Raw genomic sequence first — 22,731 nt, 5'->3', positions numbered from 1 at the left:
CACGTCATCCGGCGCAGGAGCCGAACGCCAGGGGCCGCACCTCGATGGGCAGTGTGGTGGCGTCGGCAAGACCGCGCGCCCACCTCAGCGCCTCGTCGAGGTCGGGCACGTCGATGACGTCGAAGCCACCGAGATGCTCCTTGCCCTCGATGTACGGACCGTCGGTCGTCGCCGTGCACCCCTCGTCCGTGCGCACGACCGTCGCCGTATCCGGAGGGTGAAGGCCGCCGGAGAACAGCCAGACCCCTGCCTCCCGGATCTCGTTCTGCCACGCCGCGACCTTCTTCATGATCGGTTCGAGGAACTCCGGTGACGGCGGTTCACCGTCGGGCTGGTAGATGCTCAGCAGGTACTGCGCCATGGCGGGGTCCTTCCCCTCGGCGGCCGGCGGCTCCGGCCTCTCACCCTCTATACGAACGGTAGGGCGCCGATTCGACACCTGCGCGGAGAAATCCGCTGCCCACCCGCTCAGGCATCGCAGGTGGACAGCGGACGGTGTCGGGTGCGGCCTACTGCGCGACGAGTTCGACGATGGTGGCGTTGGCCTGGCCACCGCCCTCGCACATCGTCTGCAGGCCGTACCGGAGGTTAGTGCGGCGCATGTGGAAGATCATGTCGGTGAGGATGCGGGCACCGGAACCCCCGAGCGGGTGACCGAGAGCGATCGCACCACCGTTGGGGTTGAGCTTGTCCTCGGGTGCGCCGATCTCCCTCTGCCACGCCATGGGCACCGGAGCGAACGCCTCGTCGACCTCGAAGACGCCGATGTCCTGGTGGGGCCGCGCCCCGTCGGACCGGGTTCTCAGGCCGGGTGCGGAGAGTTCAGGTCGAGCCCGACGGCGTGCGCCATCTCCGCACGCGGCGCGGGCAGACCCGTGAACTGCTCGACCTGCCCGAAGGCCTGGTTCAACAGCATGTGCAGACCGCTGACGACGCGGACACCACGCGCCTCGGCCGCTGCCGCGAGCGGCGTGGGCCAGGGGTCGTAGATCGCGTCGAGGATGCACGGGGCGTGTGCGAGAGCTTCTGTGTACGGCGCTACCGCGGGTGCGGGCACGGTGCTCACGAGCGCACCGGCCTCGGCGCAGACCCGGGCGAGTTCGGGTGCGTCGAACGACAACCATCGGGCCTCGATGTCGTCGTCGAGACAATCGAACGTCGCGCGGGCCTTCTCCTCGGACCGCGCGACCACGCTCACCGAGCGCACACCGAGGTCGGTGAGCCCGACGAGCGCCGGTCGCGCGGTACCACCCGAGCCCACGACGACCGCCGACGCGCCGGACAGATCACCGACGCCGGCCGAGCGCAGTGCTCCGGACACGCCGTCGACGTCGGTGCAGTCGGCACGCCACCCGTTCTCGATGCGCACGAGGGTGTTCGCCGAGCCGATCCTCACGGCCCGCTCGGTGCGTTCGGTGGCGAACTCGAGAGCCGCGAACTTACCGGGCATCGTGACGGACAGACCCACCCATTCCTCACCGAGCGAGGACACGAGGCCCGGCAGCTGCTCACCGGTGCATTCGATGCGTTCGTAGGTCCACTCGGTCAGCCCGAGTGCCCGGTACGCCGCGAGATGCAACAAGGGCGACTTCGAGTGCGCGATGGGTTTCCCGAGGACCGCGGCCCTCCGGACACCTCCGTTCGGATCAGCGGCCACTGTCGAGGATCCCGCTCGCGAGTGCCAGTTCGGTGTTCTGCAGGTGCTCCTCGTAGGAGTTCGCGAAGAGCGTGGTGCCCTTGTCGTCGATCGTCACGAAGTAGATCCATTCCCCCGGTTCGGGGTTCTCCATCGCCTGCAGCGCGCCGATGCTCGGTGACGAGATGGGCGTCGCCGGCAGACCCACCATGGCGTAGGTGTTCCAGGGGGTCACCCGCGCGCGGTCGGCGTCGGTGGTCGCGAGTTCGGTCTCGTCGAGCTCGTAGTTGACGGTCGAGTCGAACTGGAGCATCTGGTCGATCTCGAGGCGGTTGAGGATCACCCGTGCGACCTTCGCGAAATCCTGTGGCAGGGCCTCGCGTTCGACGAGCGATGCGGAGATGAGCATCTCGTACGGGGTCAGGCCGACGCGCGCGGCCGCGTCGGTGATCCCCGTCGCGTCGTAGCTCGCAGCGCTTTCCGACACGAGACGGGCGAGGATCTCGACGGGTTCGGCCGTCGGATCGAAATCCCAGCTGCCCGCGGCGATGAGGCCTTCGAGCTGCCGCCTGCGGTCGGGCACGTTCGCCACCGCGTCGCGCGCCCATTCCGGAACGCCGAGTGCCTGCAGGTCCGGGGTGGCACCGGCCGCGTCGAGTTCCTCGTAGGTGACGCAGTTCTCGGCGGCCGGATCGCCGTGGCAGCTCGCCTCCGCGATGAGTGTGTAGATGCCCTTGCGGACGGCACCGGTGTTGACGTCGCGGATGTCGTGGAGCTGACGTCCCTCGGAGATCACGAGTGCACCGACCCGGTTGGCCGGGTCGACGAGGGCGGCGACGGCATCGACGGCCGGGATGTTGGTGGCCACCTGGTAGAAGCCGGGCTGCAGCGAATTCATCCCCGAGTTCTGCACGGCCGCTTCGTAGAAGGCGGCGGAACTCGCGACGACACCCTTGTCGACGAACTCGCTGCCGATCTCCCCGGCGGTCTCGCCCGGGTTGACCTGGACGACGACGGCGGGCCCGGGAGGTCCGGTGAAGTCCGGCGGAAGGTTCGTGCCGAGGAACCGGTCGTAGGCGAGATAGCCGCCACCCACGACGACGAGCAGGAGCACCGCGGCGGCGAGCGCGCCTACGACACGTCCGCGCTTCTTACGCCCGCTCGCCTTCGGATCACGGCGTGCGGCGCGTTCCGAACCACCGACCGCGAGGGGGACCGCACGCTGCTCGGCGGTAATCTCCTCCGCTGCGACCGCGTCGTCGGCGGGGTCGTCGTCACGGCTCGCGTCGCGTGCGGCGTAGGAGTATCCGCCCGGGTACTCTTCGTCGAGATGTCCCCCGTCGGGGTGATCGGCCGGAGCGTGTCCGCGATCGGCGCCGATGGACCCCTCGTACTCGTACCCGGATCCTGCGTAGCCCCCGTCGCCGTAGCCCTGCTCGGCATAGCCCTGCTCGCCGTAACCCTGTTCGGCGTGACCGGGCGGCGGGCCATCGAATACACCCGGCTCGAAGTTCAGGACCGTGGTCTCGTGATCGTCGGGATCGGGTCGACGGGCCTCCGGGTGCCCACTCGGGACGCCCTCGTATCCACCACCGCCGTACGGATCACGGCCGTGGGAGTCGTTGCCGTACGGGTCGTGCCCGTATGCATCGTGACCTCGAGGGTCGGATGCGTACGGATCGTCGTACCGGTAACGCGGGTCTGATCGATACGGATCCTCGGATCCGGATCGATACGGATTCTCGGATCCGGATCGATACGGATTCTCGGATCTGGTGCGATCCACTGGAGGTTCCGTGTACCCACCGGCGTAGGGATCCGCGAACAGATCCTGCCGTGCGTTCTCCGAATGGTCGTCGTGTCGTCCGTGCCGGCTCACCGGCTGTCCCCCGCGTCACGCCCCGACTCGTTCACTACCGAACTCCGCTCGTCCAACCAACCCTGCAAGATGGCCACGGCGGCAGCCTGGTCGATGACCGGCCGCGCACCTCGCGCACTCACCCCGCTCTCGCGGAGGGCGCGCGCCGCAGTGACCGTCGTGAATCGTTCGTCGGCCAGGCGCACGGGAACGTCGGGTAGGGCACGGCGAAGTCGACGCGCGAAATCGCTCGCCAGTTTCGCAGCCTTGCCGGGCTCACCGCGCAGTGTCTGCGGCAGCCCGACGATAACCTCAACGGCCTCGTATTCCCTAACGATCTCGACGATGCGCCGGATATCGGGTGCGTCGGGTCCGCGTTCCTTGGACCGCGGCACCGTCTCGACCGGGGTGGCGAGGATCCCGTCGGGGTCGCTGGAGGCGACCCCGATCCGGACGCTGCCGACGTCGACTGCGATGCGGCGACCACGGCCGGGATCGTCCACTCCGGGACGATCGGGGCGCAGCGGTTCGGCCACGCTCAGCCGGCCAGCTCGCTCAGACGGGCACGGAAAGCATCGAGTGCGGCCGGGATACCGGCCGGATCCGCCCCTGCGCCCTGAGCCATGTCGGGCTTGCCGCCCCCGCGACCACCGATCGCGGGACCGAAGCTCGCGACGAGGTCGCCTGCCTTGATGCCCTTCTCCTGCGCAGCCTTGGTGGTGGCCACGACGAAGGGCACCTTGCCGCCGGCGTTGCCGAGCAGCAGCACCACGGCGGGCTCGGTGCCGAGCCGGCCACGGACGTCGGATGCGAGTGTGCGCAGGTCGTTGCCGGCGACATCCTCCGGGGCGGCCTCGGCCACGACGAGCACGTCACCGACGCGCTGCGCCTTGCTCGCGTACGTTCCGGCTGCGGCGGCGACGTTCGCGGCGCGGGTCTTCTCGAGTTCCTTCTCGGCGGCCTTGAGCCGATCGAGCAGGGCCTCGACACGTCCGGGCACCTCCTCGGAGGGAACCCTCAGGGTCGAGGACAGGCCCGCGAGCAGCGCGCGTTCCTTCGCCAGGTGGCGGTACGAGTCGAGACCGACGTACGCCTCGACGCGGCGGATGCCGGAACCGACGGACTGCTCACCGAGGAGCGTGACGGTGCCGACGTGCGAGGAGTGCTGCACATGCGTGCCGCCGCACAGCTCCATCGAGAACGGGCCGCCGATCTCGACGACGCGGACCTCGTCGCCGTAGTTCTCGCCGAACAGGGCCATCGCGCCCATCTTCTTTGCCTTGTCGAGGTCGGTGACGAAGGTGTTGACGGGATAGTTCGCCGCGACGGCCTCGTTGGTGACGGCCTCGATGTCCTGCTTCTGCTGCTCGGACAGGGCGCCGGGCCACGAGAAGTCGAAGCGCAGGTAGCCGGGCTTGTTGAGCGAACCGGCCTGCACGGCGTTGGGGCCGAGCACCTCGCGCAGCGCGGCGTGGACCAGGTGGGTGCCGGAGTGGCCCTGGGTGGCGCCCTTGCGCCACTCGGGATCGACCTGCACGAGGACGGCGTCGCCTTCGACGACCTGGCCCTCGAGCACCGTGACCTTGTGGGTCCACAGTTGCTTGGCGATCTTCTGGACGTCGTCGACCTTGATCTTCAGGCCCGGGCCGGTGATGCTGCCGATGTCGGCGATCTGGCCGCCGGACTCCGCGTAGAGGGGGCTGCGATCGAGGATCAGCTCGACCTGCTGGCCCGCGCCCGCCGCGTGCAGGCGCTCGCCACCGGTGATGACGGCGAGCACGTGCGCCTCGGTCACCAGCTCGCTGAAACCGGTGAACTCGGTGGGACCGCGGTCGAGGAGTTCCTTGTAGACGGTCAGGTCGGCGTGGGCGTGCTTGCGGGCCCGGGCGTCGTCCTTGGCGCGCTGGCGCTGCTCGGCCATGAGCGATCGGAAGCCCTCCTCGTCGACGGTCAGGCCCGCCTCGGCCGCCATCTCGAGGGTGAGGTCGATCGGGAACCCGTAGGTGTCGTGGAGGGTGAACGCCTCCGTGCCACCGAGCACATTCCTACCCTGCGACTTCACGGTCTCTACAGCGCCTTCGAACAGCTTGCTGCCGGTACCGAGGGTCTTGAGGAAGGCCGTCTCCTCGCCCACCGCGACGGTCTCGATGCGCGAGAAGTCGGTGTCGAATTCGGGATAGGACGGGGCCATGGTGTCGCGCACGACCGCCATGAACTCTCGCATGGTGGGCTTGTCGGCGCCGAGCAAACGCGCCGAGCGCACGATGCGGCGGAGCAGGCGGCGCAGCACGTAGCCGCGGCCGTCGTTGCCGGGGTTGACGCCGTCGACGATGAGCATCGCCGCGGTGCGGGCGTGGTCGGCGATCACGCGGAAGCGCACGTCGTCGTCGTGCTTCGCGCCGTAGACGGCGCCGGTGAGTTCGGCGGCCTTGTCGATCACGGGGCGCAGCAGGTCGGTCTCGTAGACGTTCTCGACGCCCTGGAGCAGGAAGGCGACGCGTTCGACACCCATGCCGGTGTCGATGTTCTTCTTCGGCAGTGGGCCGAGGATCGGGTAGTCGTCCTTGGCACCACCCTCACCGCGCTCGTTCTGCATGAACACGAGATTCCAGATCTCGATGTAGCGGTCCTCGTCGGCCTCGGGGCCGCCTTCGACGCCGTAGGCGGGGCCGCGGTCGTAGAAGATCTCGGAGCACGGACCGCACGGCCCGGGGATGCCCATCGACCAGTAGTTGTCCTTCATGCCGCGACGCTGGATGCGTTCCTCGGGCACGCCGACCTTGTCGTGCCAGATCGAGAACGCTTCGTCGTCGTCGAGATAGACCGTCGCCCACAGCTTCTCGGGGTCGATTCCGTAGCCGCCGTCCTCGACGGATCCGGTGAGCAGCGACCACGCGAAGGTGATGGCCTCTTCCTTGAAGTAGTCGCCGAACGAGAAGTTGCCGGCCATCTGGAAGAAGGTGTTGTGGCGGGTGGTCTTGCCGACCTCCTCGATGTCGAGGGTGCGCACACACTTCTGCACCGACGTGGCGCGGGTGTAGGGCGGGGTCTGCTGCCCGAGGAAGTAGGGCACGAACGGGACCATGCCGGCGTTGACGAACAGCAGGTTGGGATCGGCGAGGATCAGCGACGCGCTGGGCACCTCGGTGTGTCCCGCCTTCACGAAGTGATCGAGAAAGCGCCTGCGGATCTCGTGGGTCTGCACGTCGATGGTCCTTTGTGGTCTGGCGATGGTGTGAACTTCCCGGGACGGGCGGTCGACCCTGTCGATCGGCCGTTCTTCAGCTTATCGCGCCGCCGAAAGCGGCCGCGGTACGGCGCCGTGAGTACTCGGCGGAGGGCGTCACCGCTCACCGCGCACGATGCGGCGCAGCTTGGGCAGGCGGGCCGAAAGCTCCCGTTCCACACCGCGACCGGTCGGCTCGTAATAGTCGACGCCGACCAGCTCGTCCGGGGCGTACTGCTGCGCGAGCACGCCGTCCGGGTGCGCGTGCGGGAACTTGTAGCCGATCGCGTTGCCGAGCTTCTGCGCGCCCTGATAGTGACCGTCGCGCAGGTGGGCGGGCACCGGACCGGCCTTGCCCGCCTTCACGTCGGCGATCGCGGTGCCGAGCGCGGCGGTCACCGAGCCCGACTTGGGGGCGGTGGCGATGTGGATGGTGGCCTGGGCGAGCGCGAGCTGGGCTTCGGGCATCCCGACCTGCTGCACGACCTGCGCTGCGGCGACCGCCGTCTGCAGAGCGGTGGGGTCGGCCATGCCCACCTCCTCGCTGGCCTGGATCATCAGGCGACGGGCGATGAAGCGCGGGTCCTCCCCCGCGACGATCATCCGTGCCAGATAGTGCAGGGCCGCGTCGACGTCGGAGCCGCGCAGCGACTTGATGAAGGCGCTCGCGACGTCGAAGTGCTGGTCGCCGTCGCGGTCGTAGCGCACGGCGGCCTCGTCGATGCTCGACTCCACGGTCGCGAGGTCGATGACGGCCGCGTCGCCACCGGAGACGGCGAGCGCGGTGTCGGCGGAGGCCTCGAGCGCCGTGAGGGCACGGCGGGCGTCGCCCCCGGCGAGCCGGACGAGGTGGTCGAGAGCATCGTCGTCGATCTCGACCGCACCCGCGAGTCCACGGACGTCGGTGCGCGCACGTTCGAGCAGTGCCCGAATGTCGTCGGGCCCGAGCGGCTGCAACTGCAGCACGAGCGAGCGCGACAGCAGCGGGGCGACCACGGAGAACGACGGGTTCTCGGTCGTCGCCGCGACCAGCAGCACGATGCGGTTCTCGACCGCGGCGAGCAGCGCGTCCTGCTGGGTCTTCGAGAAGCGGTGGACCTCGTCGATGAACAGCACGGTCTGTTCGCCGTGGGTGAGGCGCCGGCGTGCCAGGTCGATGACGGCACGCACGTCCTTGACGCCCGCCGACAGGGCGGACAGCGCTTCGAACCGGCGTCCGGTGGCTCCGGAGATCAGCGAGGCCAGGGTCGTCTTCCCGGTACCGGGCGGACCGTAGAGCACGACGGAGGCCGCACCCGATCCCTCGACGAGCCGCCGCAGCGGTGCTCCCGGTTCGAGCAGGTGTTGTTGCCCGACCACCTCGTCGAGACTCGCCGGTCGCATGCGCGCAGCGAGGGGCGCGTTCGCGCCGCCGGCCGCGACGGGTTGCCGGCGGACCTGCGGTTCGTCCTCGGGTTCCGGTTCGCGTGGCGCCTCGAACAGGGCGTCCGGTTCGGCAGACGGGTCGTTCGCCCCGAAAAGATCACTCACGCATCCGACGCTACAAGCTCGCGCCGACGCCCGGTCGACGGCGGTGTTCGTCGTTCGCGTGGACGGATGACCGACCGTGTGGTCGGATCTTGGTCGTGGCCACGACACCGTCCGCCGAACATGTGTCCCGTCGCGCCGTGCTCCGGTCGTCGATCCTCGCCGCAGGTGCGGCGGCCTTCGCCTCGACCACTCAGCACGCGCAGGCATCCCCCGCCGTCTTCGCGCACGGCGTCGCGTCGGGAGATCCGTTGCCCGACGCGGTGATCCTGTGGACGCGGGTGACACCCTCGCCGGAGGCGACACCCGGCTCGGGTGCGGGACCGGACGTCCCGGTCACCTGGGAACTCGCCCGCAGCAACAGCTTCGACACGCTGGTCGCGAGTGGGACGGTGACAGCGAGTTCCGTCTCCGACCACACGGTCAAGGTCGACGCCCGCGGGCTCGTACCGGGCACGACCTACTTCTATCGATTCCGCGCCGGCGGTGCCGTCTCCCCGACCGGCAGGACGTTCACCGCGCCCTCGCCCGACGCTGCGGTCGCACGCCTGCGCTTCGGGGTCGTGTCGTGCGCCGACTGGGAGGGCGGTTTCTTCTCCTCCTACCGCCACCTCGCCGCACGCGACGATCTCGACGCCGTGGTGCACCTCGGCGACTATCTGTACGAGTACGCGGCCGGGAAGTTCCCCGTCGCCGGTGGGCGGGGCGTCCGGACGCACGAGCCCGCCCACGAGATCGTGAGTCTCGCCGACTACCGCATCCGGCACGCGCAGTACAAGACCGATCCGAACCTGCAGGCGCTGCACGCGAAGGTGCCGTGGATCGTGATCTGGGACGACCACGAGGCGGCGAACGACGCGTGGGCGGGTGGGGCGGAGAACCACGATCCGCTCGTCGAGGGCGACTGGGCCTCTCGCAAGGCCGCATCGGTGCAGGCCTACGACGAGTGGATGCCGGTGCGTCCGAACGGCGGCCGACTCTACCGGCGCCTGCGGTACGGACGGCTCGCCGAACTGTCGATGCTGGATCTGCGGAGCTACCGTTCCCAGCAAGTCCTCGCAGTCGGACGGCAGGTCGACGATCCGGGGCGCACGATGACCGGCCGGGACCAGATGGAATGGCTCACCGCCGGGCTGGCGACCTCCCCCACACGATGGCAGTTGATCGGCAATTCGGTGATGTTCTCGCCGATCGTGTTACCACCGCTCGATCCGCGGACCACCGGAGCACTGACCGAACTCGTCGGAGTGCCGGCCGGCGGACTGCCCTTCAACACCGATCAGTGGGACGGCTACACCGCCGACCGTCGACGGTTGATGGACACCATCACGGCGGCGGGACTGCGCAACGTCGTCTTCCTCACGGGCGACATCCACACCTCCTGGGCGATGGACGTCCCGATGGACGCTGCCGACTATCCGGGTGCGGGCACCGTCGCCACGGAGTTCGTGGTTCCGTCGGTGACGTCGGCGAACATCGACGAGTTGCTCGGTGTGCCTCCGCGGAGCCTGTCGCCCGCGCTGGAGGCGACGGCGACCGCGGCCAACCGGCACGTGCAGTTCGTCGAACTCGATTCGCACGGTTACGGGGTACTCGACGTGACTCCCGATGCGACGCAGATGGAGTGGTTCTTCATCGGCGACCGCACGGATCCGAACACGGACGCGCGCCGCGCCGCGGGATACCGGGTGGCCGACGGCGCGACGAGGATCGAACCCGCCGCTCCGCTGGTGTAGACGCCGGTCGGCACCTGGCGGATCGGTCGCTCTAGCCGGCGGCGCGGTCCTCGAGGTGGGCGAGCACGTCGCGGGCGTGCGCGGCGACGTCGTCGTGGCCTGTCGCGGTGGCGAACTCGGCGAGCAGCGACCAACGGGCGCGGAGCGCGGGGATGCGCGGCACAGACAGTCCGTGTTCGCGTACCGAGGCGATCCGGGCATGGTCCTCGGGCAGGAACAGGTGCGTGCTCAGCCAGATGCACGCGAGCAGTGCGTCGAGCAGCCGCTCCTCGAGCACCTCGTCGTAGGCCAGCTGCGGCCACATGGCGACGACCTCGGCGCGCCACGCGTCGGCCATCGCACGGATGCGATCGACGGACAGCGGCACCGAGCACAGGCACAGCGGGAAGGAACTGAGGGCGTACGCGATGTCCAGGGTCGCGTCGCGGAAGCCGCCCCATTCGTAGTCGAGGAACTGCACACCCTCGTCGCCGACCACGATGTTGTCGGGGCACAGGTCGGACGGGCTGAAGGCCCGGAACCGCCCGCCGGTGAACAGCTTGGACGCCCGCTCGGCACGCTCGCGTACCGACTCGGGCACCGACAGGCCGAAGTCGGCCTCGAGGAGCTCGGGCACACCCCGCACGGCATCGAGGGCCTGCTGGGACACGGCGTCGGCGACCCGCGCGACGTCGGCGCGACGCAGCAGCGCCGCGAAGTCCTCCTCGCGGCCGACGGTCGCCGCATGCATGCGTCCGAGTGCCTGAGCCAGGGCCATCAGGGTGTTCCCGGCGGCCTCGGAACTGTTGCGGAGCACCTCCGACAGGGTGGTCGCGTCGCCGAGGTCGCTGAGGACCAGCAGGCGGGCGTCGAAGTCGTAGGCGAGCAGTTCGGCACCCGGACGGTGATCCTTCGCGAGGGCCGTCGTGAACTGGTAGGAGACCGCCTCGCGGAGGAAGGCGATCTGCTCGTCCGTCTCGGAACCGCGGAAGTCGACGTGGCCGGTGCCACGCGAGGGCGGTACCTGCTTGAGGACGAGAGTGCGCGGGAGCGAGAACGGATTGGCGGCCACTCGTACCCGTACGACCATCGAGCGGCCACTGCCCCCGAGATCCACCGGATCGGTCAGGGTCACCGTGGCGCCGGTACGGCGGGTGAGCAGCGCTTCGGCGGCGTGAACCACCTCGGACACGGGGTCTGCCAATGTTGCGGTCATCACTGCCCAATCTACAGGTTCTCGGTCACGACGAGGTCCTCCACAATGCTCGGATCGAGCAGGACCTTCTTCACCCGTGCCCGGCCCACCAGGTCGCTTTTGTCTGCTTTGCGAGGGGAAATCGCTGTTCATCCGGGTGTGTCCCCGTCCGCGCCCCGGCCGCTCCGCTCCTCGGACGCCGATCACGATCGGGACACGTCACGATCATTCCGGTGAAACGTGTGTCACCTTCTGAAAACCACGGGCGGTGCCACGATCTACCGCAGCCTTCACGACACCGAAGATCAGACCCTGGAGGGCGGCCGCGATCAGCACGTCCCGGGTGCGCTGCGACAGATCCTGCGGTTCGGGCCGTTCGTCACTGCCGCCGACCTTCTTCCACACTTGATTGAAGACGGCTCCGGCGAGGATGCCTCCTCCCACACTGGCTGCGAGAGCGAGCGGCTTGTAGAAGATCACGCGTGCGTCGGCCATGGATACCTCCTCGATCCGTCGCCCCCGTTGGCGCCGGACCGACGGAGTACCCGGGCAGGATCCTCACAAACCTCATCGGGCCCACGAACCTCACTCGGGAGCACCACCGGACGGCACACACGACGGCGCGGTGCCCCCGTCCGGAGACGGGCGACACCGCGCCATCGACAGCTACGGGTGATCAGGCCTTGTCGGCGCCCTCGGTCTCGGGTTCGGGCACGAAGTCGATGCCTGTCTCCTTGCGCTGCTCCGGCGTGATCGGGCCGGGTGCATCGGTCAGCGGATCGACACCGCCACCGGACTTGGGGAACGCGATGACCTCGCGGATCGAGTCCATCCCGGCGAGCAGCGCGGTGATGCGGTCCCAGCCGAAGGCGATGCCGCCGTGCGGGGGCGCGCCGTACTTGAACGCCTCGAGCAGGAAGCCGAACTTCTCGTTCGCTTCCTCCTCCGAGATGCCCATCACCTTGAACACCCGCTCCTGGATGTCGGGGCGGTGGATACGGATCGAGCCGCCACCGATCTCGTTGCCGTTGCAGACGATGTCGTAGGCGTACGCCAGCGCCGAACCCGGATCGGTATCGAAGGTGTCGATGTACTCGGGCTTGGGCGAGGTGAACGCGTGGTGCACCGCGGTCCACGCCGAATGACCGAGGGCCACATCACCGCTCGCGGTCGCGTCGGCCGCCGGCTCGAACAGCGGGGCGTCGACCACCCACACGAACGCCCATGCGTTCGGATCGATCAGATCGAGCTTGCGGGCGATCTCGTCGCGGGCGGCGCCGAGCAGTGCACGCATCTGCTTGGTGGGACCGGCGGCGAAGAAGATGCAGTCGCCGGGGTTCGCGCCCACGTGCGCGGCGAGACCCTCGCGTTCGGCGTCGGTGAGGTTCTTGGCGACCGGACCGCTCAACGTGCCGTCCTCACCGACGAGCACGTAGGCGAGACCCTTGGCACCGCGCTGCTTGGCCCACTCCTGCCATGCGTCGAGCTGACGACGCGGCTGGCTCGCGCCACCGGGCATGACGACGGCACCGACGTACTCGGCCTGGAAGACGCGGAAGGTGGTGTCCTTGAAGAACTCCTTGCACTCCACGAGTTCGATGCCGAAACGCAGATCCGGCTTGTCGGTGCCGAAACGGCGCATGGCCTCGGCGTAGGTCATCCGCGGGATCGGGGTCTCGAGTTCGTAGCCCACCAGGCGCCACAACGCGTGCAGCACCTCCTCGGCGAGGAGGATCACGTCGTCCTGATTGACGAACGCCATCTCGATGTCGAGCTGGGTGAACTCGGGCTGACGGTCGGCGCGGAAGTCCTCGTCGCGGTAGCAGCGGGCGATCTGGTAGTAGCGCTCGATGCCACCGACCATGAGCAGCTGCTTGAACAGCTGCGGGGACTGCGGCAGAGCGTAGAAGTTACCGGGCTGCAGGCGGGCCGGGACCAGGAAGTCGCGCGCACCCTCCGGCGTGGAGCGGGTGAGGGTCGGGGTCTCGACCTCCACGAACTCGTGGTGGGCGAGCACCGCGCGGGCAGCAGCGTTGACCTTGCTGCGCAGACGGATGGTCTTGCCCGGCTTCTCGCGACGCAGATCCAGGTAGCGGTACTTCAGGCGCGCTTCCTCGCCGACCTGATCGTCGAGCTGGAACGGCAGCGGGGCGGCCTCGTTGAGAACCACGAGCTCGGAGGCGTCGACCTCGATCGCACCGGTCGGGATCTCGAAGTTCTGGTTGCCCTCGGGGCGGACCTCCACCTTGCCGGTGATCCGGACGCAGTACTCCGCGCGGAGCCGGTGCGCCTGCTCGAGGACGCCGGCGCTGCGGAAGACCACCTGCGAGACACCCGAGGCGTCGCGCAGGTCGATGAAGATGCCCCCGCCGTGATCGCGTCGCCGGGCAACCCAACCGGTGAGGGTGACTGTCTGCTCGGCGTGCTCGGCTCGCAACGAGCCGGCGAGATGGGTGCGCAGCACGGAATTCCTTTCGAAACGATCAGCGACGGGTTCGTCGGCTGTAATCCTACGAAAGACACGATCGGCCCGAGCGCACCCGTACCGAATAGTTCGTGCCAAGCTTGTCCGAATCCGACGAACACAGGAGAAAGCGGCGGCGATGACGTTCAGAGAAGGTGCACGCATGGATGCGGGCCGTGTCCGTACCGGCGGCGGTGGGCGTGGCGGAAAGCTCGCTCTCGGTGGCGGGGCCGGCGGCCTGATCGTCATCATCCTGGCGCTGCTGTTCGGCGGCGATCCGTCCTCGCTGCTCGGCTCGGGAATGCCCGACACCTCCGGCGATCCGCAAGCCGAGAGCGCACTCGAACAGTGCGAGGTCGGTGGCAGCGCCGCGAACGAGAACGTCGACTGCCGGGTGCTCTACACCGTCGGGTCGCTCGACTCGGTGTGGGAGCAGCAGTTCGCGACACAGACCGGCGTGGCCTATGTGCAGCCGGAGGTCGAGATCTTCACCTCGGCCACGTCCACCGGTTGCGGCAACGCCACCAGCGACATCGGGCCCTTCTACTGCCCGGCGGACCGGACCGCCTACTTCGACACCAGCTTCTTCGACGAACTCGAGACACGGTTCGGCGCCAGTGGAGGTCCGCTCGCGCAGGAATACGTCGTCGCCCACGAGTTCGGGCACCACCTGCAGAACCAGCTCGGCGATCTCGGTCGCGCACAGGCCGACCCGCGCGGCCCCGAATCCGGCGCTGTCCGTACGGAACTGCAGGCCGACTGCTACGCCGGGGTGTGGGCCTACCATGCCGACAAGCTGCCCGAGCCGACCACCGGAGAGCCCTTCCTCGTGCCGCTCACCGACACCGACATCCGCGACGCACTGTCGGCCGCGTCGGCCGTCGGCGACGACCGGATCCAGCGGGCCGCCACCGGCCGGGTGAACCCGGAGGGATGGACTCACGGGTCGTCCGAGCAGCGTCAGGCCTGGTTCCTGGCCGGATACCGCACCGGCCGGGTCGACGCGTGTGACACCTACTCGGCACGCGATCTCGACAACCCGCCGGCACTGCGCTGAGTTCCGCGGTGTCGTGAACCGCAGAGCGAGCGCCGGGACGCCGTCACGCGACGGTGACGGTCATGTTCGCGCGGTCGGCGACCAGGTCGGCATGCTTCCGCATGCGCAGCGAGATGGGCCAGGTACCGGCGCGGCGCGCCTTGAAACAGAAGACCCGCTCGCCGGTCCCTCCCGGCAACGGGTTTTTCGACGGCAGGAATCGGATGTCGCGAAGGACGAGTCCCTCTCCGACCCTCGACGTCGACCAGCAGTAGTCCCGGGAGGTGTTCTCAGGGAGATGCAGTTCGATCGTGTCCCCGACACCGACCGTGACATCCTTCGGACCAGTGGCGATGTGCTTCATGACCTCAGGATAGCCCGCGAATGTGATTTTCCTCACTCTCGTGACCATGGCGCTAGCACACCCGTCGCGACCGCGATGTGTGATGGGACACAAAACGGGGCATTCGTTCTGCATGCACGAAGAACGAGCCGGAATCACACGCAGCGACGCGGTGATGGGAGGACGCCTTCTCGCTCTCGCACACGAGAACGGCTACAGCGAACTGGCCGAAGAGGTCGCGGCGCTGGTGTCGAGCCCCGGTTCGGACCCGCCGTCACAGATCACTCCCCCGCTCTACGGGAACGTGCTGAGGTGGACGGTCTCGACGATCGCCGACGTCGTCGTCGACAAGATCGGCCCGCAGGTGCGTGGCGACGAGAGCTTCGAACTGACCATCCGGACCGAGAGCGGCCGTCACGTCCGGCCGGAGGAACTCCCGCAGCCGGAGAGCACCGTGATGAAAGCGGTCGTCGACGCGCTCGCCGGCGACTCGGTCGCGGCCCGCAGCGAACTCGACGAAGTGGTCTTCGCCATGGACTGGGCGTCGCAGATGGAAGCGCTGGTCGAGGCGGTGCTCTGGCTCGACCGGCTTCTCGACACCCCGGTACCGGACGGGAACGACACACCGCCCTGGTGACCCCCATACGCGGATGGGCGTGAACGGCGAGCGATGCCCGCCTTCACTCCCCTGACCCCCGAGATACTCACGGCCTCCGTCGCCGATCGCGCCGAGGCGCTCACCGGAAGCGTGTGCATCGCCGTGAGCGCACCGGACGCGGCAGACCCGGTGGAATTCGCACAGCGTGTCGCGACGGAACTGAGAACGCGGGGCCGCGCAGCGGACGTCGTCGATCTCCACGATTTCGTCCGGCCCGCATCGCTCCGGCTCGAGCACGGACGGACCGATCCGTACAGCTACCGCCACGACTGGTTCGACTACGCCGCGGTCGACCGAGAGGTGCTGCGCGCGGTACACGAACATCGACGATGGCTTCCGCGGCTGTGGGACGAACGCACCGACCGTTCGGCGCGCGAGCGCCCGCGTCGAGCGGCGGAGGACCAGATCCTCGTCGTCGCCGGCCCTATGCTTCTCGGCCGTGGTCTCGACTTCGATGTCACCGTCGTCCTGACGATGTCCCGGGGCGCGCTCGAAAGGCGCACGCACCCCGAGGATCACTGGACGATCGACGCGGTGCTCGAACATGACGCGGTGCTCGAACATGCAGTGCTCGAACATGCAGGAGCGGACGCGGACGTCCTGGTGCGCTACGACCACCCCACCCGCCCGGCAGTGCGGACGCGATCCGACTGAGCGGTCCTGCCGTCGCGGATCATCGCCCCGATCGAGGCTTGGCCAGGACCCGGTGAACCGCCGAGGTCACCGCGTCGGGCGCCACCGTGCCGAAGACCGCCATGGATTTCGCGAGCACGGAGCCGGGCACCACAGTCGCCTCGCCGCGCATCAGAGCGGCATAACCGTCGCGCGCGACGTGCGCAGGATCGTCCTTGGGCGCCTTCCCGAGGATCGTGTCGAGCATCCCGGCACGTGCGAAAAAGTGGGTGTCGGTGGCACCGGGGAGCATCGCGGTGAGCGTGACCCCGCTACCGTCGAGTTCCTTGCGGACGCCGTCGGTGAAGGACTGCACGAAGGCCTTGGACGCGTTGTACACGGCCTGGTAGGGGCCGGGCATCTTCGACACCACCGACGAGGTGACGAGCATCCGGCCCGAGCCCGCCCGCAGCATGTCGTTCAGCAGCAGGTGCGCCAGATGCACCGTCGAGCGCACGTTGACATCGACGATCGAGAGGACGTCCCCGAGCTCTGCGTCGACGAACGCCCCGCCGATCCCGACACCGGCGTTGAGCGCAGCCGCCGCCGGGACGCGACCTCCGGCCGTCGCAGCCTCGTGGACCGCCCGGACCCCTTCCGGAGTCCTCAGATCCGCGTGGACCGACACCACCTCCGCGCCGGACGTCCGCAGGTCAGCGGCGACCTCGTCCAGAGTGTCCGATCTCGCCGCGAGCACGAGGTCGTATCCGTCGGCCGCGAACAGGGCCGCCAACTCCCGGCCTATGCCTCGCGATGCTCCGGTCACCAGAGCGAGAGGTCGAGCGTCGTTCATATCTCCTCCTCGGCACGTCTGGCTCGCGGATACCCACACCCCGCCGGGTCGACACGGCGCCGGGATCTCGCAACCGTTTGGGGCGGGCACGTCCTCGGGTATGCGGAGGGCACCCTGCGCGCGCAGTCCCTTCCGAGTTCTGGAGTCCACTTGCAGCACAAGATGTATCGGTCGTCGTCCGACATTGCATCGGAGGATGCACGCGAGGAACTCTGCGCCGCCGCGCAGAAGGTGTTCGGCTGGGACACGCTGCGTCCCGAACAACTGGACGCGATGGTTCCGCTGCTGGGCGGACGCGACGTCCTCGCCGTGATGGCCACCGGGTCCGGGAAGTCCGCGATCTATCAGGTGCCCTCGCTGCTGCTACCGGGGGTAACGGTCGTCGTCTCGCCCTTGATCGCGCTCCAGAACGATCAGATCGCCGGTCTGGACCACTCGGAGGCACCCGAGGCGGTCGCGATCAATTCGCGCCAGCGCGAGTCGGAGAACGAGGCGAACTGGCGGGCCGTGCTCGAACACGATGCCGACTACGTCTTCCTCGCCCCCGAGCAGCTCGCCAAGGACGAGGTCCTGGAGCGTCTGAGAAGCGTGGAGGTCTCGCTCCTCGTCGTCGACGAAGCGCACTGTGTCGCCATGTGGGGCCATGACTTCAGGCCGGAATATCTACGCCTGGGAGACGTGGCCGAGGCCCTGGGCCGGCCACCCGTCGTCGCGCTCACCGCAACCGCCTCACCCCCGGTCCGCGAGGACATCGTCGAGGCGTTGCGCATGCGGGATCCGCTCGTCGTCGCCGGTGGTTTCGACCGCCCGAATCTCGACATCGAGGTGCGCAGGCACACTGACGACGGCGAGAAGCGGCGCGCCGTCGTCGAGGCCGTGGCGTCCCTGCCCGGTCCCGGCATTCTGTACGCCGCGACCCGCAAGGACACCGAGCGATACGCCGAGACCCTGCGTGAACGCGGGATCGACGCGTGCCCGTATCACGCCGGGATGCGCGCGGCCGAGCGCGGGGACGTTCACCTCGGATTCCTCGACGGTCGCTGCGATGTCGTGGTGGCGACCTCCGCCTTCGGTATGGGCATCGACAAGCCGGACGTGCGTTTCGTCGTGCACGCCTCGATACCGGACTCGGTCGATTCCTACTACCAGCAGATCGGGCGCGCCGGACGCGACGGGGAGCCGGCCACCGTCCTGATGTTCTACCGTCCCGAGGATTTGTCGCTCGCGACCTTCTTCACCACCCACAACCCCGACGAGGAGCTGATCGGCCGGGTGTTCTCGGCGGTCCGCTCCGCGTCGCCGATGAGGCTCGGACGGCTGCGTACCGAGCTCGACGTGCGGGGGCGGAGACTGGCCAACGCGGTGAACCTGCTCGAACGGTGCGGAGCGCTCGTCTCCGGCCGGCGTGGACTCTCCGCCGCCGACATCCCCCGACGGAAGGCGGTCGAGCACGCACGCGAGACGGCCGCGTCGGGCGAACGACTGGACCGATCGCGGGTCGAGATGATGCGGGGCTACGCCGAGACTCGCGGTTGCCGCCGCCGGTTCCTGCTCGGGTACTTCGGCGAGACGCTGTCCGACCCCTGCGGCCGGTGCGACACCTGCCGGGACGGCGCGTCCGACGAGGTTGCGACGGTATCCGTGCTTCGGGGCGCCGATACTGCCCCGGCGTACTGCGAGACGTCCGTGTTCGCCCCGAACACGCATGTCGTGCATGCCGAGTGGGGACCGGGAGTGGTGATGACCTGCGAGCACGATCGCGTCACCGTCCTGTTCGACAGCGAGGGTTATCGGACACTGTCGCTCGATGCAGTCGCCGAGTCGGGGGTGCTGAAGGTCGACGACCCCGCACCGGCAGAGCCCGTACCTGCCCATGCCGAAGAACCCGTGGCGTGAGGGGCCACGGGTTCTCCGGATCCCGTCATCACGACGGGTGAGTACGGATCAGGGGCGAACCGTGCCGGGGGTGGTCCGCGTGCGTGTCAGGAGCACACCGAGCGCGATCATGCCCACGCCCAGGACGAAGTGCAGCCAGTCGTCCGCGGAGTTCACCGGCACGAAGTTGGCGCCGCTGTCCTTGTCGATGATCAGGCCGTAGATCCAGAGCACCAGGTAGATCCCACCGCCGATGATCAGGAAACTGCGGGCGGTTGCCACGGCCCGGGCCGCAGCGAGCCCCAGGACACCGAACAACAGGTGCACGATGTTGTGCAGGATGGAGACCTGGAAGATCCCCAGGAGCATGGCTTCGGAATGATGGCCTGCGCCCGAGAGTTGATCGTAGTCCGACGTGACCCCCGGGATGAAGCCGAGGATGCCCACCAGGAGGAAGACAGCGCCCACCACGAGCGCCGCAGTCTGCACCGGTGTTGCCGTCATCGAGCCACGGCCGGGGCTTGGGGTTCGAGATGTCATGTTCCGCGTCCTCTCACCGAACGTCCGTTCGGGTCGAGTGGTCCGAATTACATTCCCCGGTTAGCCGTGACCGAACGAACCCAAACGTCGGTTTCCGTGTTCGAGGATGGAGGTCGAGAACGGCGGCCGAGGGCGGGGACGGCACTCCACCCTCTGGCCGGACGGACACGACCGTGTCCGGACACGACGAAGGCCCGCGGGATCAACCCGCGGGCCTTCGAGTCTGCGAGGCTCAGGCCTGGCTGCTGCCGAACGCATCGCCGGCCGCATCAGCAGAACCGGTGAAGAAGTTCAGCACGTCGAACAGGTCGGACAGGTTACCGAAGAGGTCGACAAGGAACTCGAGTGCAGGCACGGGCTTCTCCCATCAATGGAACGACATCGAAGTTGTGACGACTCGCGTCGACACGCGATCCAATTGTTACCTGCATTCGACAGCTGCGCAGCGCGAAGAATTGTAATCCGGAACACAAATCGGCCCTAGCAGGGGAAATATGGAAAGTTCGGTGAAAATCGGCCCGATATGTCGTATTATTCGGGGAGTTTCCAGGCCGGACAATACGGCCTATTCGGGGAAGACTCCCATATTACAAGATCGCCTTGTGACCATATCTCCACCCCGCGGGGGGAACTTCCGCCGGTGCCCGTTCGTCCTATCCTGTGAGTACACCTGCCCGCCCGACCCCGAGGGAGTCATGAAACGCCCCAAGCGAAAACCTCGAAGACCCGTCCCGCCCAGATATGACGCTCTGCTCGTCACCCGAGCCCGGTCCCCGAAGTGCTGACCGCCCTCGGAATCGCGGCCGGCATTCTTGTCGTTCTCGCCATCACCGCACTGACCGGCTACTTCGTCGCGCAGGAATTCGCGTACATGGCCGTCGACCGCTCCCGCCTGAAGGCCCGCGCCGAAGGCGGTGACTCGGCTGCGGCCCGCGCACTGGCGGTCACCCGCCGCACCTCCTTCATGCTTTCGGGCGCTCAGCTCGGCATCACCGTCACCGGCCTGCTCGTCGGCTACGTCGCGGAACCGCTGATCGGTAGCGGTCTCGGCGAACTGCTCGGCGGGGTGGGTATCCCCACCGCGGTGGGTGTCGCCGTCGGCACCGTGCTGGCCGTGCTCTTCTCGACGGTGGTCCAGATGGTCTTCGGTGAACTGGTACCGAAGAACCTCGCCATTGCCCGTCCCGAACCGGTCGCACGCCGCCTCGCCCTGTCGACGAGCGCCTATCTCGCCGTCTTCGGATGGCTGATCAAACTCTTCGACGCGTCGTCGAATCTCCTGCTACGCGCATTGCGCATCGAGCCGGTACACGACGTCGAGCACTCCGCGACACCACGCGACCTCGAACACATCGTGGCCGCGTCGCGCGAGACCGGCGAACTTCCGCCGGAATTGTCCACCCTCCTCGACCGGATCCTCGAGTTCCCGACCCGGACCGCCGAACACGCGATGATCCCGCGGTCGCGGGTCGACGTCGTCGAACTGGACGAGCCGGTCGCCACCATCCTCGACAAGATGAGCGAGGGGCACACCCGATACCCCGTGGTGGGCACCTCGTCCGACGATCTGCGCGGTGTCGTGCACCTGCACGACCTCCTCGGCCTCGACACCCCGACGGGCACGGCCGCGGGGGGCTGCCGCCCCCCCGTGATCGTGCCGGCCACGCTGGCACTGCCGGAGGTTCTCACCGAACTGGCCCGGGCCGAGGACGAGATGGCACTGGTGATCGACGAGTACGGCGGGTTCGCCGGCGTCGTCACCCTCGAGGACATCGCGGAGGAACTGGTCGGCGAGATCGCCGACGAGCACGATTCTGCGATGGCCGCCGAGGTCATCCGCCCCGAGGGCGACGGCTGGATCGTCCGCGGCGACGCACACATCGACGAGGTGGCCCGCACCCTCGACCACGAACTGCCCGAGGGCGACTACGAGACGCTCGCCGGCTTGGTCATCACCGAGTTCGGTGGCCTCCCCGAGGTGGGTGACACCGTCCGGATCACACTGGATCCGGATCCCGCCGAACTGCTGAACGGGGACGGCCCGATCCACAGGACCCTGGTGGCCGAGGTACGCGACATCGACAAGCACGTGCCGTCGTCCGTGCGCGTGACCGTTCTGACGGACGAGGTGACCGGCAATGAGTAATCCTGTGGTCGTCGCGGTGGTGACGATCGGCCTGATCGCCGCCAGCGCGTTCTTCGTCGCGGTCGAGTTCGCGCTCATCGCGGCGCGACGACACCGACTCGAGGACGCAGCGACGTCGAGCCGCTCGGCGCGGGCCGCCCTGCGCAGCGCGTCCGAACTGTCGGTGCTCCTCGCGGGATCCCAGCTCGGTATCACGGTGTGCACGCTCGCACTCGGTGCGACGACGAAACCCGCAGTGCACCACTGGCTCACGCCGTTGTTCGAGAACTGGGGCGCGCCGCTGTGGCTCGCGGACGTGGCCGGCTTCGTCCTTGCGCTGATCATCGTGACGTTCCTGCACCTCGTCGTCGGCGAGATGGCACCGAAGTCGTGGGCGATCGCCCACCCGGAGAAGTCCGCCACGATGCTGGCGCTGCCGATGCGCGCGTTCATGTGGGTGACCCGGCCGTTGATCGTCCGGTTGAATCATATGGCGAACTGGTGTCTGCGAAAGGTCGGTGTGGACCCGGTGGATCAGGTCGCCGAAGGTCAGGATCCCGATGCGCTGCGGCACCTGGTCGAGCACTCGGCCACCGTCGGCACGCTCGACGAGCGCTATCACGGGCACCTGAGCAGCGCGCTGGAGCTCGAGACGCTCACGCTCGGCGAGATCGTCACGCCGCAGGCCGAGCCGAGCAGCGTGAAGCCGACCTCGACGGCCGTCGAGATCCGTGAGACGGCCCATCGCACCGGGCACCTCCGGCTGCTCGTGCGCGACAACGGCCACGTGGACGGTGTCGTGCACGTGCGCGACAGCCTCCAGGCCGCACCCGGAACCACGGCGACCGAACTGATGCGCCCCGCGCTGACGATCGACGCCGCGACGCCGGTCTACGAGGCGCTGACGACGATGCGGGAGACCAGGAACCATCTGGTCACCGTCACCGAGAACGGACGGATCGTCGGATTGATCACCCTCTCGGACGTCCTGGCCCGGCTACTGCCGATGAGCGGCGCCACGAGCTGACGTACCGACGTCAGGCCCGTCCCGGATCTCCGGGACGGGCC

General features: G+C 68.4%; 20 protein-coding genes and 1 pseudogene. 7 read left to right on the top strand and 14 right to left on the bottom strand.

Going from position 1 to position 22,731, the window contains the following annotated elements:
• Positions 1 to 4: 4 nt before the first annotated feature.
• From IM25_RS16285 to IM25_RS16255, 7 genes and pseudogenes are all read right to left on the bottom strand, one after another.
• The gene (locus IM25_RS16285) at positions 5 to 361 is read right to left on the bottom strand and encodes a YciI family protein (RefSeq protein ID WP_033096590.1); all 357 of its coding nucleotides are present in this window, start codon (positions 359 to 361) and stop codon (positions 5 to 7) included.
• Positions 362 to 509: 148 nt separating this feature from the next.
• Positions 510 to 770 (bottom strand): annotated as a pseudogene (locus IM25_RS16280) (acetyl-CoA C-acetyltransferase); the annotation flags it as partial.
• 32 nt (positions 771 to 802) lie between these two features.
• Positions 803 to 1,657, bottom strand: coding sequence for a shikimate dehydrogenase (locus IM25_RS16275; RefSeq protein WP_033096588.1), 855 nt, complete (start codon positions 1,655 to 1,657; stop codon positions 803 to 805).
• A complete protein-coding gene (locus IM25_RS16270) occupies positions 1,647 to 3,515 on the bottom strand; it encodes an endolytic transglycosylase MltG (protein WP_033096587.1) in 1,869 nt (622 codons plus the stop codon). Before IM25_RS16270 ends, IM25_RS16275 begins: the two co-directional genes overlap by 11 nt.
• Positions 3,512 to 4,030, bottom strand: a complete 519-nt coding sequence (gene ruvX, locus IM25_RS16265) for a Holliday junction resolvase RuvX (protein ID WP_006551427.1) — start codon at positions 4,028 to 4,030, stop codon at positions 3,512 to 3,514. The genes IM25_RS16270 and ruvX overlap by 4 nt, the downstream gene beginning before the upstream one ends.
• Before the next feature lie 2 nt (positions 4,031 to 4,032).
• On the bottom strand, positions 4,033 to 6,699 hold the full coding sequence (gene alaS / locus IM25_RS16260) for an alanine--tRNA ligase (RefSeq protein WP_033096586.1): 2,667 nt from the start codon (positions 6,697 to 6,699) through the stop codon (positions 4,033 to 4,035).
• A 138-nt stretch (positions 6,700 to 6,837) separates the two neighbouring features.
• Positions 6,838 to 8,250: a replication-associated recombination protein A gene (locus tag IM25_RS16255; RefSeq protein WP_033096585.1), complete on the bottom strand. Its 1,413-nt coding sequence runs from the start codon at positions 8,248 to 8,250 to the stop codon at positions 6,838 to 6,840.
• A gap of 95 nt (positions 8,251 to 8,345) precedes the next feature.
• On the opposite strand from IM25_RS16255, the gene IM25_RS16250 reads away from it, so the two are divergent.
• Complete coding sequence (locus tag IM25_RS16250; protein ID WP_033096584.1) at positions 8,346 to 9,983, top strand: alkaline phosphatase D family protein; 1,638 nt, start codon at positions 8,346 to 8,348, stop codon at positions 9,981 to 9,983.
• A gap of 31 nt (positions 9,984 to 10,014) precedes the next feature.
• Here the strand turns inward: IM25_RS16250 and IM25_RS16245 are convergent, their stop codons facing one another.
• The 3 genes from IM25_RS16245 to aspS form a co-directional block, all read right to left on the bottom strand.
• A complete protein-coding gene (locus IM25_RS16245) occupies positions 10,015 to 11,178 on the bottom strand; it encodes a kinase (protein WP_033096583.1) in 1,164 nt (387 codons plus the stop codon).
• A gap of 204 nt (positions 11,179 to 11,382) precedes the next feature.
• A complete protein-coding gene (locus IM25_RS16240) occupies positions 11,383 to 11,652 on the bottom strand; it encodes a DUF4235 domain-containing protein (protein ID WP_006551422.1) in 270 nt (89 codons plus the stop codon).
• Between the two features lie 181 nt (positions 11,653 to 11,833).
• Positions 11,834 to 13,621 (bottom strand): aspartate--tRNA ligase, encoded by a 1,788-nt coding sequence (aspS, locus tag IM25_RS16235; protein WP_065996172.1) that lies wholly within the window; start codon positions 13,619 to 13,621, stop codon positions 11,834 to 11,836.
• Between the two features lie 139 nt (positions 13,622 to 13,760).
• Here aspS and ypfJ point away from each other — a divergent pair, with 139 nt between their 5' ends.
• Positions 13,761 to 14,678 carry a KPN_02809 family neutral zinc metallopeptidase gene (gene ypfJ / locus IM25_RS16230; RefSeq protein ID WP_024100766.1) on the top strand — a complete coding sequence of 306 codons (918 nt, stop codon included), beginning with the start codon at positions 13,761 to 13,763 and terminating at the stop codon, positions 14,676 to 14,678.
• Positions 14,679 to 14,721: 43 nt separating this feature from the next.
• Here ypfJ and IM25_RS16225 read toward each other — a convergent pair whose 3' ends face one another.
• Positions 14,722 to 15,021 (bottom strand): protease inhibitor I42 family protein, encoded by a 300-nt coding sequence (locus tag IM25_RS16225; RefSeq protein ID WP_006551419.1) that lies wholly within the window; start codon positions 15,019 to 15,021, stop codon positions 14,722 to 14,724.
• A 112-nt stretch (positions 15,022 to 15,133) separates the two neighbouring features.
• On the opposite strand from IM25_RS16225, the gene IM25_RS16220 reads away from it, so the two are divergent.
• Together IM25_RS16220 and IM25_RS16215 are read left to right on the top strand one after the other, a co-directional pair.
• Complete coding sequence (locus tag IM25_RS16220) at positions 15,134 to 15,637, top strand: hypothetical protein (RefSeq protein ID WP_033096582.1); 504 nt, start codon at positions 15,134 to 15,136, stop codon at positions 15,635 to 15,637.
• A gap of 33 nt (positions 15,638 to 15,670) precedes the next feature.
• On the top strand, positions 15,671 to 16,312 hold the full coding sequence (locus IM25_RS16215) for a hypothetical protein (protein ID WP_033096581.1): 642 nt from the start codon (positions 15,671 to 15,673) through the stop codon (positions 16,310 to 16,312).
• 19 nt (positions 16,313 to 16,331) lie between these two features.
• Here IM25_RS16215 and IM25_RS16210 read toward each other — a convergent pair whose 3' ends face one another.
• Positions 16,332 to 17,123, bottom strand: coding sequence for an SDR family NAD(P)-dependent oxidoreductase (locus IM25_RS16210; protein ID WP_033096580.1), 792 nt, complete (start codon positions 17,121 to 17,123; stop codon positions 16,332 to 16,334).
• A gap of 162 nt (positions 17,124 to 17,285) precedes the next feature.
• Here IM25_RS16210 and IM25_RS16205 point away from each other — a divergent pair, with 162 nt between their 5' ends.
• On the top strand, positions 17,286 to 19,019 hold the full coding sequence (locus IM25_RS16205; RefSeq protein WP_052039973.1) for a RecQ family ATP-dependent DNA helicase: 1,734 nt from the start codon (positions 17,286 to 17,288) through the stop codon (positions 19,017 to 19,019).
• Between the two features lie 48 nt (positions 19,020 to 19,067).
• On the opposite strand, the gene IM25_RS16200 is transcribed toward IM25_RS16205, so the two are convergent.
• Both IM25_RS16200 and IM25_RS27380 read right to left on the bottom strand, forming a co-directional pair.
• Positions 19,068 to 19,502 carry a DUF4383 domain-containing protein gene (locus IM25_RS16200; protein WP_033096579.1) on the bottom strand — a complete coding sequence of 145 codons (435 nt, stop codon included), beginning with the start codon at positions 19,500 to 19,502 and terminating at the stop codon, positions 19,068 to 19,070.
• A 268-nt stretch (positions 19,503 to 19,770) separates the two neighbouring features.
• Positions 19,771 to 19,893 carry a hypothetical protein gene (locus IM25_RS27380; protein WP_016933989.1) on the bottom strand — a complete coding sequence of 41 codons (123 nt, stop codon included), beginning with the start codon at positions 19,891 to 19,893 and terminating at the stop codon, positions 19,771 to 19,773.
• Positions 19,894 to 20,316: 423 nt separating this feature from the next.
• Here IM25_RS27380 and IM25_RS16195 point away from each other — a divergent pair, with 423 nt between their 5' ends.
• Positions 20,317 to 21,684 carry a hemolysin family protein gene (locus IM25_RS16195; RefSeq protein WP_065996171.1) on the top strand — a complete coding sequence of 456 codons (1,368 nt, stop codon included), beginning with the start codon at positions 20,317 to 20,319 and terminating at the stop codon, positions 21,682 to 21,684.
• Entirely contained in the window at positions 21,677 to 22,690 is a 1,014-nt protein-coding gene (locus tag IM25_RS16190; protein ID WP_170318499.1) for a hemolysin family protein, read from the top strand. The genes IM25_RS16195 and IM25_RS16190 overlap by 8 nt, the downstream gene beginning before the upstream one ends.
• Positions 22,691 to 22,731: the final 41 nt, after the last annotated feature.

It is taken from the genome of Rhodococcus sp. p52, assembly GCF_000763325.2.
Taxonomy (GTDB): domain Bacteria; phylum Actinomycetota; class Actinomycetes; order Mycobacteriales; family Mycobacteriaceae; genus Rhodococcus; species Rhodococcus pyridinivorans.
The sequence above is the reverse complement of the archived record's forward strand: the minus strand, read 5'-3'. Positions and strand labels throughout refer to the sequence as shown.

Coding starts and splice junctions, on each gene's coding strand:
- IM25_RS16285 (WP_033096590.1), bottom strand. CDS start 361: ATGGCGCAGTACCTGCTGAGCATCTACCAGCCCGACGGTGAACCGCCG.
- IM25_RS16245 (WP_033096583.1), bottom strand. CDS start 11,178: ATGACCGCAACATTGGCAGACCCCGTGTCCGAGGTGGTTCACGCCGCC.
- IM25_RS16240 (WP_006551422.1), bottom strand. CDS start 11,652: ATGGCCGACGCACGCGTGATCTTCTACAAGCCGCTCGCTCTCGCAGCC.
- ypfJ (WP_024100766.1), top strand. CDS start 13,761: ATGACGTTCAGAGAAGGTGCACGCATGGATGCGGGCCGTGTCCGTACC.
- IM25_RS16225 (WP_006551419.1), bottom strand. CDS start 15,021: ATGAAGCACATCGCCACTGGTCCGAAGGATGTCACGGTCGGTGTCGGG.
- IM25_RS16220 (WP_033096582.1), top strand. CDS start 15,134: ATGCACGAAGAACGAGCCGGAATCACACGCAGCGACGCGGTGATGGGA.
- IM25_RS16215 (WP_033096581.1), top strand. CDS start 15,671: ATGCCCGCCTTCACTCCCCTGACCCCCGAGATACTCACGGCCTCCGTC.
- IM25_RS16210 (WP_033096580.1), bottom strand. CDS start 17,123: ATGAACGACGCTCGACCTCTCGCTCTGGTGACCGGAGCATCGCGAGGC.
- IM25_RS16205 (WP_052039973.1), top strand. CDS start 17,286: ATGTATCGGTCGTCGTCCGACATTGCATCGGAGGATGCACGCGAGGAA.
- IM25_RS16200 (WP_033096579.1), bottom strand. CDS start 19,502: ATGACGGCAACACCGGTGCAGACTGCGGCGCTCGTGGTGGGCGCTGTC.
- IM25_RS16190 (WP_170318499.1), top strand. CDS start 21,677: ATGAGTAATCCTGTGGTCGTCGCGGTGGTGACGATCGGCCTGATCGCC.